The sequence below is a fragment of the Bacillus cereus group sp. N31 genome (assembly GCF_016483245.1).
Taxonomy (GTDB): Bacteria; Bacillota; Bacilli; order Bacillales; family Bacillaceae_G; genus Bacillus_A; species Bacillus_A toyonensis.
In genome coordinates this window covers 55671-72871 of sequence record NZ_JAEHCH010000008.1, presented here as the reverse complement: position 1 = coordinate 72871, position 17201 = coordinate 55671, and the positions used below count along the sequence as shown (strand labels likewise).

Below are 17201 nucleotides of genomic sequence, written 5' to 3'. Positions count from 1 at the left end.
ACTACTCCTTTAACCGGAAATGTATTTAATAAAATTTCGCATTATTTTCTACCACATTTGCTATATGAAATGGAATCTCTTCTTTTATCGATTCCAAATACTTTTGCGACACCGCCCCTAAATGTTTTTTATGAGGTATATAGAAAGCACTAATAGAAATTTCATAGTCAAATAAGTAATCATACACATGATAATCTACAAATAGAAGATCATCCTTTGGAAAAGGAATTTCCTTCCCTTGCAGAGCATACATCAAAGCAATATTGTTTTGAGATCTTAATCGATACAACCTTGCTAGTTGGTATAATGGTTCAGCCCGAGTTGGTCTATATTCCCACGCTTTTTGAAAATAAAAAACAGCTAATGCTAAATATTGCTCTTCTTGCCCTTTAACATTTTCTTTTTCATCAGCATCTGTCACTTCATTTTGTTTATTTGCTGAACGATTTGCTAACTGCTCATAACAAAATCCTATTCGCAATAACGAATAGAATACCTCTTCAACCCATCCCCCTGCTTCCACTCGTTTTTTATACCATTTAATCGAATTTTCAAATTGACTTAAATGAAAATAAGTCTGAGCTAAATAAAATAAATATCTTATATGCAAATCTGGCGTTGTTTCTGGGTCGTTTATTCCTTGTAACAACAACCTCTCATCTCGTTCAAATTTATCAGCTTTACTTCCGCCATCTCCGGGATCATTCACGACAAGAGTCTCTAACCGATCTACCCTCGTATTGTAATTCGCTCCAACTTTTGAACGATCTATATCCCAATACTCATGAGTAACACCGACAGATTTCCATGGTAAAGAAGCTTTTAAAAGACGTGTAAGCCAATATTTAATATGAACATCATATTGCAATGTAAGATAATGATCTTCCGTTAAGCTCGTTTTATCAAAATTCGGATCAACCTCTAAAATCATATCTGCATCTAATATTAATAAATAATCCGCTTCTGGATATGTTTTTTGCGCTAATGAAACAGCTAAGCTTCTGTTATAACCAAAGTTTTTAAACGGCTCATGATGAACCGTCCCAGGTATCTCATTTTCCTTACACCAATTTTTAATAATTTCCGGCGTATTATCCGTCGATCCAGTATCACAAATAGAAACAAAATCTACAATTGATTTCGTTGCATTTAAACATCTTTCCATAATTCTAGACTCATTTTTGACGATCATACAAAGACATAACTTTTTTTCTTCCTTTACAGACTTCACTTGCTCATTTCCCATTTAACCACCTCATATTTTATTAACACGCTCTCCTCATATGTAACAACATTTCTTAGCTATACTGATGACATAAGCACCCTTTTACTATTTATGAAAACTTCATTTTATTTATTCTTACTTTTATGTTGGGACATATTTCATGCTTCGCTTTATATTTGATACAATCCGTACAAAATGAACATATAGAATACATTGTTCAATCAATGAACGTTGAAGCTGTCATTTGTAAAAAAACGATGGTTGATGGGTATTTTTAAAATAGGAGTTTCTTACACTATATAAAAAAAAGAAACTGGCGCTTATGCACAAGTTTCTTTTCAAAAGCATTACTTATTTTTTTACAACTTCATGTCCACCGAACTGATTACGTAGCGCTGAAACTACTTTTCCGTGGAATGTATCATCTTCTTGAGAACGATAGCGCATAAATAATGACATTGCGATTACTGGTGCCGCTGCTTGTAACTCAAGCGCAGTTTCAACAGTCCATTTTCCTTCTCCTGAAGAGTTCATTACACCTTTAATACCATCCAGTTTTGGATCTTCTGCAAATGCTTTTTCAGTTAAGTCCATTAACCAGCCGCGGATAACTGATCCGTTCGCCCACACTTTTGCAACATCTTCATAATTGAAATCAAAATCACTTTTATCTAGCACTTCAAATCCCTCAGCGATTGCCTGCATCATTCCGTACTCAATTCCGTTATGAACCATTTTCAAGAAATGTCCACTACCATCAACACAACACTTCATTAAGGCACATTAATCTAAATTTATTGATGTAGTTGAGATGGACTCACTTTTTGAATTTGAACAAGTATATCAAACGCTTTACCTAATGATATATCAACAGTTTTTGGTATATCAGGACCTTCGGTAGTTATTCCAGCGAAAATTGGATGTTGTTCGTTTAACCAAGTTTTTGTCACGCCGTTTGCCTTGCGTAAATCAATAAAAAATTGATCTTTTTTAACTTGTCCAAAGATGTAGTTATAACTGTTTGGATCATCCGATTTTAATATTCCATATGGGCCAAATTCACCATCGCTATTCTTGACATTGTATTGTCCTTCATAAACTGACGTTCCAATAGATACGTACCGTTTTCCGTAATATTCTGCTAAATGTTGCCCAGCTACTTTAGGGTATATAAAAGGAAGCATATTTGTTTTCGAAACGTGTCCATTATGTCCCCATACAATGGTTTTTCCTAAATGTTCTTCAGTCCACTTCGCATTTTCATACATTGCAATATCATGTTTCAAATAAAAATCCGATGGTTTATCAGGAGGTGACGCTAACATTGTAGTAAACTGTTCAATAATACGAGCATTTTGTTTTATCCATGCGAACTCTTTAGATTTCCCATTTAAATAACTTTTATTTTCTTCTAATAAAGCATTGATTTGTTTAGCATCTGAAATATACTTTTCTTTTTCTTCTTTCGTAAGACTCTCAAAAGTATTCATATCCTTTGTTACAGGAATAAGCCCTCTTATCTTCTCTTCTACTCTAGGCAGAAGTTTTGAATTGTTTCTTTTAATATATTCTATTATATTATTATAAACATTCTCGTTTACTGATTGAATGTCCATCCCGATGATACGTATTTTAGATTTATGTTTTGGATTAGCATTATATTGCCGGATCCAATCAAGTAAATCTAACATTTCTTTCGTCTTAAATACAGGTGTTAGATGTTGGCTTGGGTTTCCCTTACCAGTAAGAACATATCGATCAAGTTCTAAAGCTCGGTCCCACCCCCCTTCTAAAACTAAGTTGATAAATCCCTTTTCAGACACTAAATACTTAACAATACGTTGTTTCATTGTAAAAACTTCATGAGCCCCATGCGTAGCTTCACCTAAACCTACAATTGAAGCTGAACCTACCATATTCTTAAGTGGTTTTAAATCATTAAAAGATGCATTTGGATTAGTAGTTTTTAAAGGCTTTGCATGCATTTCTAACCATTCCGCTATTTGATTTGTATTGTAGGAAGCTGTAACAGAAACTCCTGTTTTCGAGTCTGCATAAGTACTTCCTACAAAATTAGTCAATATTATAGCAGAAACACCAAGTGCAGTAATCATTTTTTTTCATAAAACCCTCCTGAAATACTTACTTAAAAAGATAACGTTTTTTTGTACTTAATTACGAATATTAAAATTTCTTAAGCCGATAGTAATGTGGTGCTCTCAACACTCATCAATTTAAGAAAAAAAGTACAAATGAAATGACATCTCAAATTAACTACCTGTAGAGAAACAAAATTCTATTTAGGGGATACTCCAAAACCCTAGTTTGATGACGAAGTGTCAGGACCTCATGCCTATCGACTTAAGAACTTGCTTTATTCAAAAATTTTTAGAGTAAGTTGTTTTTTGAACCAAAACGGCATATTTTAAACTATAAAAACTATGACAAAATTTATCCGTTTTTCCTTTTTGCCTACTTGCTAAATTCAGCAAGTAAAATATTTTTAAAAAGTTCCGGATTATTAATATTTAAACTGTTCGAATTGATAGCAAATGTATGTTTGCCTCCAAGTGTTCCACCAGCAAAAGTTGAAAACCCTGGAACGGCACCCCTGTGCCCCCATACCGAGACACCGTTCGGAAGCTTAATTTCAAGGATTCCAAGACCATATCCAGTTCCTTCTCTTTCTGTAGGAACTGTAGTAAGCATTTCTTTTAGTTGCTGTTCCTTCAGTAATTTGCCACTGAGTAAGTAAGAGAAGAATTTGTTTAAGTCATCAGCAGTGGAAATCATATCTCCATCCGAGCTACCTGGGTTAATATAAGTAACGTCTTTTAGCTCACTCGCTCCGTCTAGTTGCAAATAGCCACGGGCATGCTTGGTGCCTGGAATCACGCTTGAATTGCCAGGTAGAAATGTATTTGACAAATCAAGCGGTTCAATAATCCGATTTTCAACCTCTTCTGCATAGCTGTTTCCTGTTACTTTTTCAATAAGGATTCCTAGTATTACGTATCCTGTATTTGAATAAGACCACCCCTTCCCTGGAGCAAAGTCTGGGGGAAGAGAAATCCCCATCTTTACAAATTCTTCAGCCGTATACGATTTTTTTATATCCGTAATATCAAAGTCTTTTGAATTTATATAGTCAGCAATACCACTTGTATGATTCAATATTTGCCGGATCGTAATCTGGTTACCATCATACCCGTTTCCTTGAATGACACCAGGCAACCATTTTTCAATGGAGTCATCTAGATTCAAACGGTTCTCTCCAGATAATTGAAGTAGAACTGTTGCAATGAACGTTTTCGTCACACTGCCAATACGAAAGCGAAAATCTGCTTTCATTGGTTTCTTAGTTCTCAGATCCGCTACCCCAGCGGTATAACTCCACGTTTTACCACCCTTAGAAATTTGAGCGAGTATTCCCGGGTATCCAAGTTGCAGTTCATCCCGTATTGCTTTCTTAACGGAAGTACGATCGCGTTGCGTACTTGTTTGTAACGAACTAGATACATTTTGCGTAGATTCTGCTTTTACAATTGATGTTGGTGTTATGTATAACAGGGAACTTCCAGCTATTAAAAGTGCTAGACTTGCACATGTAATTTTACTGCGTGTTTTCATAAAGAATTCCTCTCTTCTATTAAAATTGTATTGATGGTTGATAGCTATGTCATATACTAACCACACAGCTATCAACTCTCCCAATGATAAAAGTCAACACTGAATTTGCAATCATCTATACACCAATTATTTCTACAAACAACTCTCTGACCTAATAAATGATTAACCCCTCTTCTTCAGTTGTCTGTTCACTTTTATAATTTCTTCTTTTCTTCCATAGAGTTTCATTAATTAATTTTTTTATATAAATATACAGTAACTATTCCCCCTCTCGTTCTTCTCTATATTTTGATCATACACATTGAAAATCTCTTTTTTCTTACTCCTTCCTTACAAATTCCTTACGTTCAAAATCACTTCTATATTTCGGTGGTTTTTATTTTAAGAAAACTTAGTTCTATTAACTTGATCGCAATGGAATAGCACCAAATGCCCATCAACTGAAGAAAAGTAAATGCCTCGAAAATGAAAATACTGCACATTTTGCTTGATGGACATAGGGACCGGCTCCTTAACATAACTTTTTTACCATATAAATATATATTACGTATTATAATTATAAAACCTAAAAAATTTCTTATTTTTCAGAAAAATAAAACAATAAATCAGGATTTATTGTATAATGTTGTAAAAAGATGTCGGAGGGATTTAATGTTACATACAATAACTCAATTCACAATTAAGCTTTCATCAATTCTTTTATCACTCTTACTATTATTAAATTTACCTTATTTATTTATCACTCAACAAGGATTTACCTTTCAACCAATATATTTTTTTAATCAGATCGTTACTATGTTAAAAGAGGTTTTCTCCCCTGAATCATTAGTGGTTATCGGCTCAGACCCGAAATTTGGTAGTTTCAAAAAAACACCATTATTCCCAACTGTTTTAGAACCTTACCTATATTCATTTACTGTATTATTTTTAGCCTTTTTACTTGCGCTCTTTCTATCTTCTAGCATGGCATTTTTTTATTTTTTAGCAAAAGATTATATAAAAAAATGGATAAACCGAATTGTGTTCATATTAGAAGCTGTCCCTGATATGATGATGATGATTTGTTTGCAAATATTTTTCATATGGGTACTTCAGAAATTCGGGGAATCTCCTGTCACCATTATTTCTTTTAATGAAAATCGAGCTTATTTACTCCCTATTTTATCTTTAGCTGTCTTACCTACATTACAAATGTTTCGGATGATGGTGTTATACATAAAAGAAGAACATGGAAAACATTACGTAGAGGTTGCATATGGAAAAGGCCTTTCATCAAGTTATATACTATGCATTCATTTATTCAAAAATATATCTATCCACTTCTTCCATCATTTAAAAACGATTTTTGTTTTCTTACTGTCTAACTTATTCATTTTAGAATTTGTTTTTAATATGCAAGGTATTATTCAATTTTTATTTAATAAGGCGTTTATTTCACCACCAGCTGCATTTATCATACTTGTTATGATTATTTTACCGTTTTATGCCATTTTTCAAATAATCTCATTCATGATGAATAGATGGCAAAATCAATTGAAAGGAGCAACATTATGAAATCTATTTGGAAATCAAAACGCTTTTTAATCGGCTTTACTTATTTATTCATACTTATTTCAGCTAGTTTTATTTATAGTTGGTTCTTTAAAGATAACATCCCAAAACCTCCTCAGTTACTTTACAATGACAATAACGAATTACTTGGAAAGGCCCCCTTTCCACCATCATTAATACCGCCTTTTGGATCTGATCGTTTTGGAGAGTCTGTTTTCTTACAAATTGTAGAAGGAGCAAAATTCACTATTTTATTAGCCGTGGCAATTAGCTTCTTTCGAATTTTATGCGGAACATGTATAGGAATCCTCTTAAGTTTATACGCTCCAAAACTCAAGAGATTTTTCCAGGCATGCTCAGAAGTTTTTTATTATATTCCAACCCTATTTATCGCATTCATACTCATCACGCCCGTTAATATTGTAATCACATCAAATGCCGATGGGTTAGATCCAAATATTTCATTTACGTTTTATCAAGTACTCGTACTTATTTTCGTCGCTCTGCCTACACTTTCTTTATATATATCCTCAGAGGTGGATGAATTTATGAAACGAGATTACATCTTAAGTTCACAATTACTGGGTGCTAGCCGTTTTCATATTATCAAAAAACACTTACGAGTCTTATTACTTGACCGCTTATTTGTGTTATTCATGGAACATATCGTCCAAACACTCATACTCGTTATCCATTTAGCGTTGCTTAACATTGTAATTGGCGGGATACAAATGCGTGAACTCTATGACGGAGTGCTCAGACCTGTTTCTATATCTAATGATTGGGCAGGCCTTATTGGATTAAATCGTAATGAAATGAATCTTTCATGGTGGATTATTTTTTATACTCTCGCTTCATTCTTTATTACGATTCTATTTATTAAACTTATGACAATCGGGATTCAAGATGCACTGAAAGCAAGAGATTCGCAAGTTGTAGCAACTCAAAACGTTCCAGATCATAAAAAGTTTGTTAAAAATAAAGATTCTTTTTCGTTTGCAAATAAAGTGAACTTTTAATCATATCTCATCAATCAAGTATGAATTGGCATTGATATTAGTAGAATATAAAGAAGATGATCCCTATTGAATACAGGAATCATCTTTTTTATGCCGTCTAACTTTTTTACATGACCTTTGCTAGACTCATGCTTTTTATATTTAAAATGAATTATTTACAATCACAACTATTCTGTTTAAAATCGATTACCATACGCCCTTGAATTTTACCTTGTTCCATTTCTTCGAATACATTTTGTACTTTATCTAGAGAACACGTTTGAACAACCGGTACTACTTTTCCTTCTGCACCGAACATAAATGCCTCTTCGAGATCCTTACGAGTACCTACTAGAGATCCAACTACTTCAATTCCGTCTAGTACAAGTCGTGGAATGTTTAAATCCATAGTTTCTACTGGTAACCCTACCGCAACTACTTTACCACAGGCACGTACTGCATCAACCGCTGAGTTGAATGCTACTTTAGAAACGGCTGTTACTACAGCAGCATAAGCACCACCAAACTCATCTTGCACAATCTTATCAGCAGGACCTTGAGAAATTGGATTGATAGTCATATCAGCACCAACCTCTTTTGCTAAGGCTAATTTATCGTCATTAATATCTACTGCAATTACCTTTGCACCAAATACGTTTTTAGCATATTGGATAGCTAAGTTACCTAATCCACCACAACCATAGATGACGATAGGTTGACCAGGTTTAATATCTGATACTTTAATAGCTTTATATGTAGTTACGCCTGCACATGTAATTGATGATGCTTGAGCAGGATCTAATCCTTCTGGTACTTTCACTGCATAATCAGCTGTAACGATACATTGTTCAGCCATACCACCATCTACTGAATAACCAGCATTTTTAACTTCACGACAGAATGTCTCTCTACCAGTTACGCAATATTCACAACGTCCACAAGATTGGAACATCCATGCAATACTTACACGGTCACCAACCTTAAGTGAAGTTACATCATCAGCAAGTTTAGTAACAATACCTACACCTTCATGACCAAGAATGCGGCCATCCGTGTTACCAAAATCATGATTCGCAACGTGTAAATCAGTGTGGCAAACCCCACAATACTCTACATCTACTAACGCTTCACCTGAATGTAACGGACGTAATTCTTTTTCGATAACCTCGATGTTCGCTTTGCTGTTTTTATTAACCACTACTGCTTTCATATGTGATCTCCCCTTTAGTGTTTTAGAGTTTTAATGAGTTCATCTCACAACTACTGTCCTCACTATTTTGGCTAATTATTGCGCCAAATTTAAATGTTCAATCATCATTACACGTTCATCATAACATGACATTTCATAAGTAAATTGTGAAATTATGAACAATGTTTGAATTATTGCATAAATCGATTTCTTAACTGAATTAAAGATGAGAGTTTATGAATATAAGTAGGTCGCATTTTTTTACAGGAAAATAAATCAACTACATTTAGAGATTATATAATCAAACGATCCACCAATAAAAAAAGCTCTTCATTTGAAGAGCTTTTTATATTCGCTTCATCGAAATTGTTTCACGTATACTTTGTAAATTTTGTAGTGTTTCCTCTTGTCGTTGCAACGACAATCCTACATACAAAGTATCTAATAAACTTAGCTGCGCTAAGCGTGATGAACTTGCTTCCGTACGAAATTCTGTTTCACGTGTTGAAGTATAAAGTGTTATATCAGCAAGTTGACTTAGTGCTGATTTCTGATAGCTCGTAATTGCAATAATGCAAGCTCCTCTTGCTTTTGCTACTTCTAACGCTTCCAATAATCCTTTATTACTACCAGAATGAGAAATTGCAATGACTACTGCTTCTTTTGTAAGTAAACCAGCACCCATAATTTGAAAATGAGAATCTGTATGAGCAATACAAGAAATACCCGTTCTCATAAATTTATGATATGCATCCATCGCAATAATTCCAGAGCCACCATTTCCGTAAAACTCAATTCGGTTCGCTTCTTGCAAAGCTCGTACAGCTTTCTCAAGTGCGGTGTCATTTAACAAATGTAATGTATCTTGCAGTCCTGTAATATGCGAATGAAAAACTTTTTTAGCAACTGTTACCATACTATCTTCTGCTGATACTTCTTCATGAATATTTTGCATCGGTGTATGTACAATTTCACGAGCTAATGTAATTTTCAAATCTTGAAACCCTTGCAAACCAAGGTGTTTACATAAGCGGAATATCGTAGCTTCGGAACTATTCGTAACTTCTGCTAATTCAGTAATAGATTTATGTACAACATCTTGTGGATGTTTCAAAATATGTTCGGCAATACTTCGCAATTTCGGTGACAAACCGTTTAACGAAGCCTGAATCTTTCCAATCCCACTTCTTGTTCCAGGCATAGCATATCTTCCCCTTCCATTGTAGCTATATTGTACCTAATTATTGAAAGAAGAAAAACCTTTATTCGGTATCATACTATTATTTATTTGTTCCTATAAATGTTATCTTAACATATGACACACTTATAACTAGTTTCCCCCATACTTCACCGCATATAATGCAGCTTGTGTACGATCATCTACTTCCAATTTAGCTAAAACGTTTGAAACGTGCGTTTTCACAGTTTGTTCTGTAATGTGAAGCTCTGCTGCAATTTCCTTGTTGCTTCTTCCTTTCGCAATTTCGCGAAGTACCTCTTGCTCTCTTTTCGTTAACATTGAAAAAGGATTTTCTATTTCCTTCTTTACTGCGGAACGCCCCATTAATGCAGGTGTTACTTTCGGGTGAAAATTCGCATTTCCTTGATGTACTGCAATAATAGAAGCGACAAGTTGCTCAGGTTGTACTTCTTTTAATTGATAACCATCTGCTCCAGCTTCAAGTGCTGGTATAACATAATCTTGCTCTGAAAAACTACTTAATATAAGTACCTTTATCGTCTCATCGTATTGCTTTAGACGTTTTGTTGCCTCAATTCCATCCATTTTCGGCATCGATACATCCATTAGCACGACATCCGGTTTTTCTTTTTGCACGAAATGTAATGCCTCTTCGCCATTTTCCGCTTCCCCAATAATTTCAAATTCTTCTCTCGTTTTCAAAAAGAATACAAGTCCTCTTCGAACGATATGATGATCCTCAACTAGTAGCAGTTTAATCTTCAACCTTATTCTCCCCTTCAAATCGGCAATTGAATTTTTATTTTTGTACCCTTTTTTAGCTCTGTTGTAATTTGAAACGATCCCTTCATCAACTGAATACGTTCCTTCATACTTTTCAGACCAAGTGCTGATCCCCTTACTTGTTCTTGTATAAATCCTATTCCATTGTCTTCTATGTAAAAATGTAACTGGTTATTTTCTATTTTTAAAAGAACATGTACCTTTTCACACGAAGCATGCTTTTTACAATTATGTAGCGCCTCTTGGCTAATACGCCATAAAACTTCTTCTATTTCATCCCCAATTGAAACCATCCCATCAATTCGAACTTCCACTTGAACTCCTAATAACTTCCCGTAATTTTGAATTGCTTCTGCTAATCCTTTCTCTAATCCTTCAGGTCTTAATTGCCAAATTAATAGCGTCATCTCTTGTAATGCTTCTTGTGATAATTCTCCAATATAACTTAACATCTCTTGCAATTCTCTATCTTGCGTCATATTCAGAGTACCTTTCGCTGTTAGCATAATAGAAAATAACAATTGTTTTACTGAATCATGTAAATCACGTGCAAGTCGATTTCTTTCCGCTACCACTACATATTTACGTTCTTTCTCAACTAATTGAATACGTTGTATTGTCGTTCCAATTTGAAATGCAATCGCTTCTAATAACGCTAACTCTTCCTCAGAAAAATGAGTCTTATGAGGTGCAGCCACATTTAATAGACCAAATTTCTCTGATCCGGACCTAAGCGGAATTGTCGCATGATGTGTAACATCTTCTGTTTCACCCCAATTACATTCAATCGCATCTTCTATTCGCTTACATTCAATAATATTTGTCGCTTTTTCTAATCTGCCATTCACAAAACGCTCTACACACCAACAGTCTCCTTCACACATCGGCTTCTTCTCTTGCCACGTAAGAGCTGGTGGTAAGTTTTCGTCTACAAGCATACGGTGCTTTCCACTTTCATCAATAAAAAATATCCACCCTGTTTGTAAATTCATAACTTGTAACAATGTATGTAAAACTTTTTCTAACATGTCCTGTAAATTCGTTGCTTCATTTAGCAATTCCGCAATTTCTTTTAATGCTTCTAAACGATGTATCTCTTTTTCTTCAAAGTTCATTCTCATCACCAACTATCATTATAACATTAAGAAATTTCTAAATTCTACAAATAAAAAGAGCTGAATTCCTTCAGCTCTTTTTATTTATCAATCATTTTTTTATTTTCCCTTTAAATTTTGACCGCGTAATTCTTAAACTGAACAACGCCAAGTAATGAAGTTACTTTTAAACCCTCTAAGACTCATCTACATCTATAAATCAGAATTCTAAATGTAAAGCTTTATTTAATTGTCTGACAAAAATTGTTCTCCACGGATATGCTGCAAACTTTCAGTAGTAACGAACATATTCGCTGCTGGCATTTGCACTTGATGTTTATGGAACATAGCCATTAATGCAAACCTTACTTGTCTAGAAGTTTCAAAATAATCTTCTGGTTTAATTAAACCTGTAATACAAAATTCATATCCAACATATTTAAGGTTAGGATTTAAGTCTGTAACACCAACATATTTAAATGGTTCAACAGCCTCATCCTCTACTCTATACAAACTTTGTTCCAAATTTTCATTGCATATCACACATACGTCTTCTAACAATTCCTTAACTCTTGTAGGGTCTTCCTGATAACTTACCGTGATGCGTTCAATTACTCGCATCCACCCTTTATTAAAATTTTGTATCGTTCTAATCTCTCCATGTGGTATGGTAAGTAGTTTTCCTGACCATTCACGTATTTGCATAAAACGAATACTGATTTCCTCAATAGTTCCTGAATTTGTTCCATTAAAAGTAACAAAATCGCCAACGCGAAACTCTTTGTCCGCTAATCTCGCAAAGCCTAATATGACATCTTTTAGCATCTGTTGCGCAGCAAAACCAATGACAACTCCCGCTATCCCTGCACCTGCAATGATACTTTTTATATCTACAAACTGACTAATTAAATAAATGATTAGACTGATGATAATGATATATCTAAAAATAGATCGAATGACACTTTGAATCGTCTGCTCTACCTCTTCATCAAAAAAGCTGGACTTTCTAAAAAACCAATCAATAATGCGATTAATAACAAACGAAATAATGATAAGAACTAAAGCAAATAGTAAAAACCTTAATAGTAAAAACTCCCTTACATAATTAAAAAACTCCTCCGTATACGCTAATATACTCATCTATCCACTTCCTTATTTTTTAAATTTTCATGTAGAGCTAATCTATTATAATTCCTTATTAATTATCTCAAAATTTTCTTTCGTAACTTTTCCCCTGACCTTTCATTTTACTTTCTTAACTATGTATTTGTATCCCTAGTACATCTTCAACAATATAACCCTTTCATTAACCTTTCAACTTCTGATGCCCTTTTCTATTTACTATAAATATACCCTTTTTAATAATCTAAAGGGAGATTACAATAGAAATTTTTATAAACAACTTTGTAATACTTACCTCATTTAAAGGAATACATTCACATAACACCGAATCATTCATTTGATACTTTTTTCACGGAGGTTACAATTAATGGGGTATATCGAAGAACTAAGAGAAATTGTTGGATCAAGACCACTCAATTTAGCAGGAGTTGCTGTAGCTGTTTTAAATGACCAAGGACAAATATTACTACAACAAAGACGAAATGGCATGTGGGGTGTTCCTGGAGGTTTTGTGGAACTTGGTGAATCCACAGAAGAAGCCGGAAGACGAGAAGTACTTGAAGAAACAGGTATTGAAATTGGTATACTTCAGTTAGTAAGTGTATTTTCAGGTAAAGAGTTTTTTGTGAAATTAGCGAACGGAGATGAATTTTATCCTATAACAATCGCTTACCTTTGCAAAGACATTAAAGGTGGCTTGCTAAAAGCTGACGGAGTTGAATCATTACATGTACAATTTTTTGATTTAAATGGGCTACCAGAAAACATTAGCCCGTTCATAAAAAAACTAATTGAGCAAAATGTCGTCTCAATTTAAACGTAAAAAGAGGCCTTTTCAAAGGCCTCTTTTTCACTTCACTTCTGCATGTAAACAAGATTTAAAATGTCCAAGTGCATATTCATGTCCTTGCGCATTAAAAGATGCAACTGCCTTTTCATATACAACAATTTTAAATCCTTTATTATAAGCATCTACTGCTGTATGAAGAACACAAATATCAGTGCACACCCCTACAAGATGAACTTCTTCTATTCCTCGTTCTCTCAACTTCATCTCTAGATCTGTTCCAGCAAATGCACTGTATCGCGTTTTATCCATATAATATACATTCGCATCATTTTTATATTTTTCGTATACATCTTGTAATTCACCGAATAAGTCTCTTCCATTTGTACCTGCTATATTATGAGGAGGGAACAACTTTACTTCTGGATGATATTCATCATTTTCTTCATGTTTGTCGATTGCAAACACTACATAATCTCCATTTTCAATATATTGCTTCGTTATATGTACAAGTTCCTTCTCAATTTCTTGACCTGGTTTTCCGCAAGTTAAAGCACCTTTTTCAGCTACAAAATCATATGTATAATCGATATTAATAAGAGCTCGTTTCATAACTACTATCTCTCCTTCTCCTGTTTCACAATAAACAATAGAAAATTTGTTATTACGACATCGTATGTACTATTCGACATTTCAAATGAAATACCTACATTTTTCTTGCAAAACTTAACTTAATCTAAGTTTATCATAAAACAGATATACTATGACAAAACATACTGTTCCTATTAGCATGTCATGGATTTGATAATTGAGCGTAACTTCAACCACCTCGTGTAAAGTAAACCAGATTATCGAAATTATCATACTAAGCAAGATGATACGAACAAATCACTACACACCTTCAACCTCTTTCTCTTTCTTAGTAGTAAAGAGTAATTTCTTACTATTCATACGTACTAGAAAGTGAAACAAATTATTCTCAACAACCCATTTATATCCAAATTAAAAAGTACACTACTACTTTAAGTAATGTACTTTTTATCCATAATTAAGATGCTGGCTTCGTTTCAAACGTCGCTTGATTAAAGCTAATGACTTTTCCTTTTGGGTCATTATTTTCAAACTGAGCTGCAGTAATCGTATGACTACCTGTCTCAAGTGTCTTTTCTTTTAATTGTACTGTTGTCTGTGTTGTACTAGTTACTTGATGTTTATCAGCAAATATTTGATCTACAAATACGAATGTTTCTTTATCGTTTTGAAAATTAGAAAGTTCTAATTCAACTTGCTGAATTAAAGTATCTTTTTTGATAAATACAGTCGGTGTATTGCCGTTTTCAGAAGTACCATCTGGTGTAATGACTTTTACTATCCCTTCTCCAATTGGTACTGCCCCTTCAGGAAATACAACCATACTCTCCTCACTCGCATTTACAACTTGTTCTTCCTGATTTGACTGTGCATCCTCTTTTTCCTTTGGAGCACCACAGCCTACTAATAACAATACAGACAATCCAGCGATTATGAATTTCTTCAAAATTCATCCCCCCTGTAATTTCATTATAATTTATTATACAAAAATAACTTTGTAATTTTAAAACTATTTTTAACACTTTCATGAACAAATACTAGTAGCTTGCTCACGATTACTGTACCATACTTTCCTTAATAGAACATTAATTTTTTTAATGAAATAAATAGTAATTTTATCTTATTTATCATTTTAGCCCAACAAATTAATAACATACCTATCCAAAATAAAAAGACATTGTTATTTCAATGTCTTTTCTATATGGTGATTAAAAAATAAACGTTGTAATCTCATCTACTTCTTTTCTTGGAAGTTTCTTCGGTTTATCTTTCGGATAACCGAGTGAAATAACCATATTTATTTGTTTTTCGGTCTCAATTTGGAAATATTGTCTTAGTTCTTTTTGAGCTAACAATACAGGCCCTGTCATTGGACACGTACCAAGACCCTTCGCATGTGCAGCCAGCATTAAGTTTTGTGCCGCTAAACAGCTACTCTTAATTCCTTCCTCTTCCCACACTGCATCCGGAACGAAGACAATTGGATCAAATATCTTTTCACGAAACTTTGATTCATAAGGTGTTGCCAAACATACGATTAATACTGGTGCCTCAGAGAAAGCTGTTGCATATGGCCCGAAAGAACGTGTAAGTAATTTCCCTGCTTTCTCTTCTCCATTTTCTGCTGCTTTTGCCGCAAGTTTATGTAATGCATCCCAAGTCATTTGTTCAATTTCTTTAATTTTCTCTCGATTCATAATGACTAAGAACTCCCACGTTTGCGAGTTCGTATCACTCGGTGCATAACGAGCGCAATCAATAATTTCTTTTATATCACTAGTAGATACTTCTTGTTCTGTAAACTTTCTAACACTTCTTCTTCCGTGGATTACCTCTTTAAAAGCTTCATAATTCATACATTAAATCCCCTTTTACAGCGTTTTCAAAACCTGTCCTATGTTTGAATTATATCACGAAAAAAAGCTGGGGGAATACCAGCTTTTTTCTTCATTATTAATTTGTCACTTTAAACAAACTAATACTTTCTTCATATGCAGATTGTAGTTTTTTCGTAATTGGTCCTCTTTCGCCGCTAGCAAACTGTTCATCGCCAATTTGAACAACCGGGAATATTTCGAGTGGTGTCGCTGTAAAAAAGCACTCATCCGCCTCATATACCTCTTGTAATGAAAATTCTCGTTCTTCTACTTCGATATGTAACTCTTTCGCTAATGTTATAACATAATGGCGAGTAATACCATGCAAAATAAAGTGATCAGCTGGATGTGTAATCAGTTTATCATTTTTTACTATGAAAAAATTAGAATGACATCCCTCTGTTACAACTCCATCTCGCACTAAAATCGCTTCTTGATATCCTTGTTCATTTATTTTATTTTTAATCATGATATTAGGAAGTAGATTTAATGATTTTATATGACAAAATTTCCATCTTATATCCTCCTCTACCGTTACTTTTATACCGACTTCCATCGTAGCGACTGGTCTTGGGAACGAAACAATATTTGCAAAATACGTTGGTTGAAGGTCTTTTTTATATACATGGTTTCTTGCTTGAGCACCTCTTGATATTTGTAAATATACATTACCATCTTCTTGAAATTGATTTTTTTCAATCATTTGATGTAGCTCTTCTACTAACTCTTCCTTTGTAAATGGTGCAATGAGTTTAATTTCTTCCATTGATTTAAAAAAACGCTCCAAATGTAAATCTAATAAATGTGGCTTCCCATCGTATAGTCTGAATACCTCATATATACCATCACCAAATTGAAAACCTCGCTCTTCTAATGCAACCATCGGCTGTTCTTCCTTCGTATTTACAATTCTCCCATTAAACAAAATCCAATCTTTATGAGTAGCTTTCATTCCTTCCCACTCCTTTATTACGTGATTGATTTTATTGTACAACTTAAAACGACTGAAAAAAAGGAATTTTCTGTATTTATATAAATAAAAAATGCATCACCTATTTAAAGTGATGCACTCAGCCATTCATTTATCCCGCTATTGACGGGCAGTAAAACTCCCACCTCAAGGTTAGGTGGGAGATAACGGCCCGTAATTGCC

Annotated in this window: 16 protein-coding genes and 1 pseudogene; 4 read left to right on the top strand and 13 right to left on the bottom strand. The window is 34.0% G+C overall.

The window, feature by feature from the left end; translation table 11 throughout:
- Positions 1-25 precede the first annotated feature (25 nt).
- A complete protein-coding gene (locus JDS81_RS12650) occupies positions 26-1246 on the bottom strand; it encodes a glycosyltransferase (RefSeq protein ID WP_097953473.1) in 1221 nt (406 codons plus the stop codon).
- Between the two features lie 122 nt (positions 1247-1368).
- Here JDS81_RS12650 and JDS81_RS31060 point away from each other — a divergent pair, with 122 nt between their 5' ends.
- Positions 1369-1503: a DUF2711 family protein gene (locus JDS81_RS31060; protein ID WP_179864505.1), complete on the top strand. Its 135-nt coding sequence runs from the start codon at positions 1369-1371 to the stop codon at positions 1501-1503.
- 73 nt (positions 1504-1576) lie between these two features.
- On the opposite strand, the pseudogene JDS81_RS12640 reads toward JDS81_RS31060, so the two are convergent.
- From JDS81_RS12640 to JDS81_RS12630, 3 genes and pseudogenes are all read right to left on the bottom strand, one after another.
- Positions 1577-1981, bottom strand: a pseudogene (locus JDS81_RS12640) (hypothetical protein); the annotation flags it as partial.
- A 38-nt stretch (positions 1982-2019) separates the two neighbouring features.
- Entirely contained in the window at positions 2020-3339 is a 1320-nt protein-coding gene (locus JDS81_RS12635; RefSeq protein ID WP_097953474.1) for an erythromycin esterase family protein, read from the bottom strand.
- A 358-nt stretch (positions 3340-3697) separates the two neighbouring features.
- Complete coding sequence (locus JDS81_RS12630; RefSeq protein WP_097953475.1) at positions 3698-4855, bottom strand: serine hydrolase domain-containing protein; 1158 nt, start codon at positions 4853-4855, stop codon at positions 3698-3700.
- Positions 4856-5506: 651 nt separating this feature from the next.
- Here JDS81_RS12630 and JDS81_RS12625 point away from each other — a divergent pair.
- Complete coding sequence (locus JDS81_RS12625) at positions 5507-6409, top strand: ABC transporter permease subunit (RefSeq protein WP_000903311.1); 903 nt, start codon at positions 5507-5509, stop codon at positions 6407-6409.
- On the top strand, positions 6406-7425 hold the full coding sequence (locus JDS81_RS12620) for an ABC transporter permease (protein ID WP_000836570.1): 1020 nt from the start codon (positions 6406-6408) through the stop codon (positions 7423-7425). Before JDS81_RS12625 ends, JDS81_RS12620 begins: the two co-directional genes overlap by 4 nt.
- A 151-nt stretch (positions 7426-7576) precedes the next feature.
- On the opposite strand, the gene adhP is transcribed toward JDS81_RS12620, so the two are convergent.
- The 5 genes from adhP to JDS81_RS12595 form a co-directional block, all read right to left on the bottom strand.
- Positions 7577-8614 carry an alcohol dehydrogenase AdhP gene (adhP, locus tag JDS81_RS12615; RefSeq protein ID WP_000649126.1) on the bottom strand — a complete coding sequence of 346 codons (1038 nt, stop codon included), beginning with the start codon at positions 8612-8614 and terminating at the stop codon, positions 7577-7579.
- A gap of 325 nt (positions 8615-8939) precedes the next feature.
- Positions 8940-9794, bottom strand: coding sequence for a MurR/RpiR family transcriptional regulator (locus JDS81_RS12610; RefSeq protein WP_001119637.1), 855 nt, complete (start codon positions 9792-9794; stop codon positions 8940-8942).
- A gap of 129 nt (positions 9795-9923) precedes the next feature.
- Positions 9924-10559: a two-component system response regulator CasR gene (gene casR / locus JDS81_RS12605; protein WP_000694625.1), complete on the bottom strand. Its 636-nt coding sequence runs from the start codon at positions 10557-10559 to the stop codon at positions 9924-9926.
- Positions 10560-10573: 14 nt separating this feature from the next.
- Positions 10574-11692 (bottom strand): two-component system sensor histidine kinase CasK, encoded by a 1119-nt coding sequence (gene casK / locus JDS81_RS12600; protein WP_097953476.1) that lies wholly within the window; start codon positions 11690-11692, stop codon positions 10574-10576.
- A gap of 225 nt (positions 11693-11917) precedes the next feature.
- The gene (locus JDS81_RS12595) at positions 11918-12811 is read right to left on the bottom strand and encodes a mechanosensitive ion channel family protein (protein WP_000025244.1); all 894 of its coding nucleotides are present in this window, start codon (positions 12809-12811) and stop codon (positions 11918-11920) included.
- 349 nt (positions 12812-13160) lie between these two features.
- On the opposite strand from JDS81_RS12595, the gene JDS81_RS12590 reads away from it, so the two are divergent.
- Entirely contained in the window at positions 13161-13610 is a 450-nt protein-coding gene (locus tag JDS81_RS12590) for an NUDIX hydrolase (RefSeq protein ID WP_000540499.1), read from the top strand.
- Between the two features lie 33 nt (positions 13611-13643).
- On the opposite strand, the gene JDS81_RS12585 is transcribed toward JDS81_RS12590, so the two are convergent.
- The 4 genes from JDS81_RS12585 to dat form a co-directional block, all read right to left on the bottom strand.
- Complete coding sequence (locus JDS81_RS12585; protein ID WP_000816780.1) at positions 13644-14192, bottom strand: cysteine hydrolase family protein; 549 nt, start codon at positions 14190-14192, stop codon at positions 13644-13646.
- A 436-nt stretch (positions 14193-14628) separates the two neighbouring features.
- On the bottom strand, positions 14629-15117 hold the full coding sequence (locus tag JDS81_RS12580; RefSeq protein ID WP_000713449.1) for a putative periplasmic lipoprotein: 489 nt from the start codon (positions 15115-15117) through the stop codon (positions 14629-14631).
- A 262-nt stretch (positions 15118-15379) separates the two neighbouring features.
- Positions 15380-16027: a nitroreductase family protein gene (locus JDS81_RS12575; RefSeq protein WP_097953477.1), complete on the bottom strand. Its 648-nt coding sequence runs from the start codon at positions 16025-16027 to the stop codon at positions 15380-15382.
- Positions 16028-16124: 97 nt separating this feature from the next.
- Positions 16125-17000: a D-amino-acid transaminase gene (dat, locus tag JDS81_RS12570; RefSeq protein WP_097953478.1), complete on the bottom strand. Its 876-nt coding sequence runs from the start codon at positions 16998-17000 to the stop codon at positions 16125-16127.
- Positions 17001-17201 lie beyond the last annotated feature (201 nt).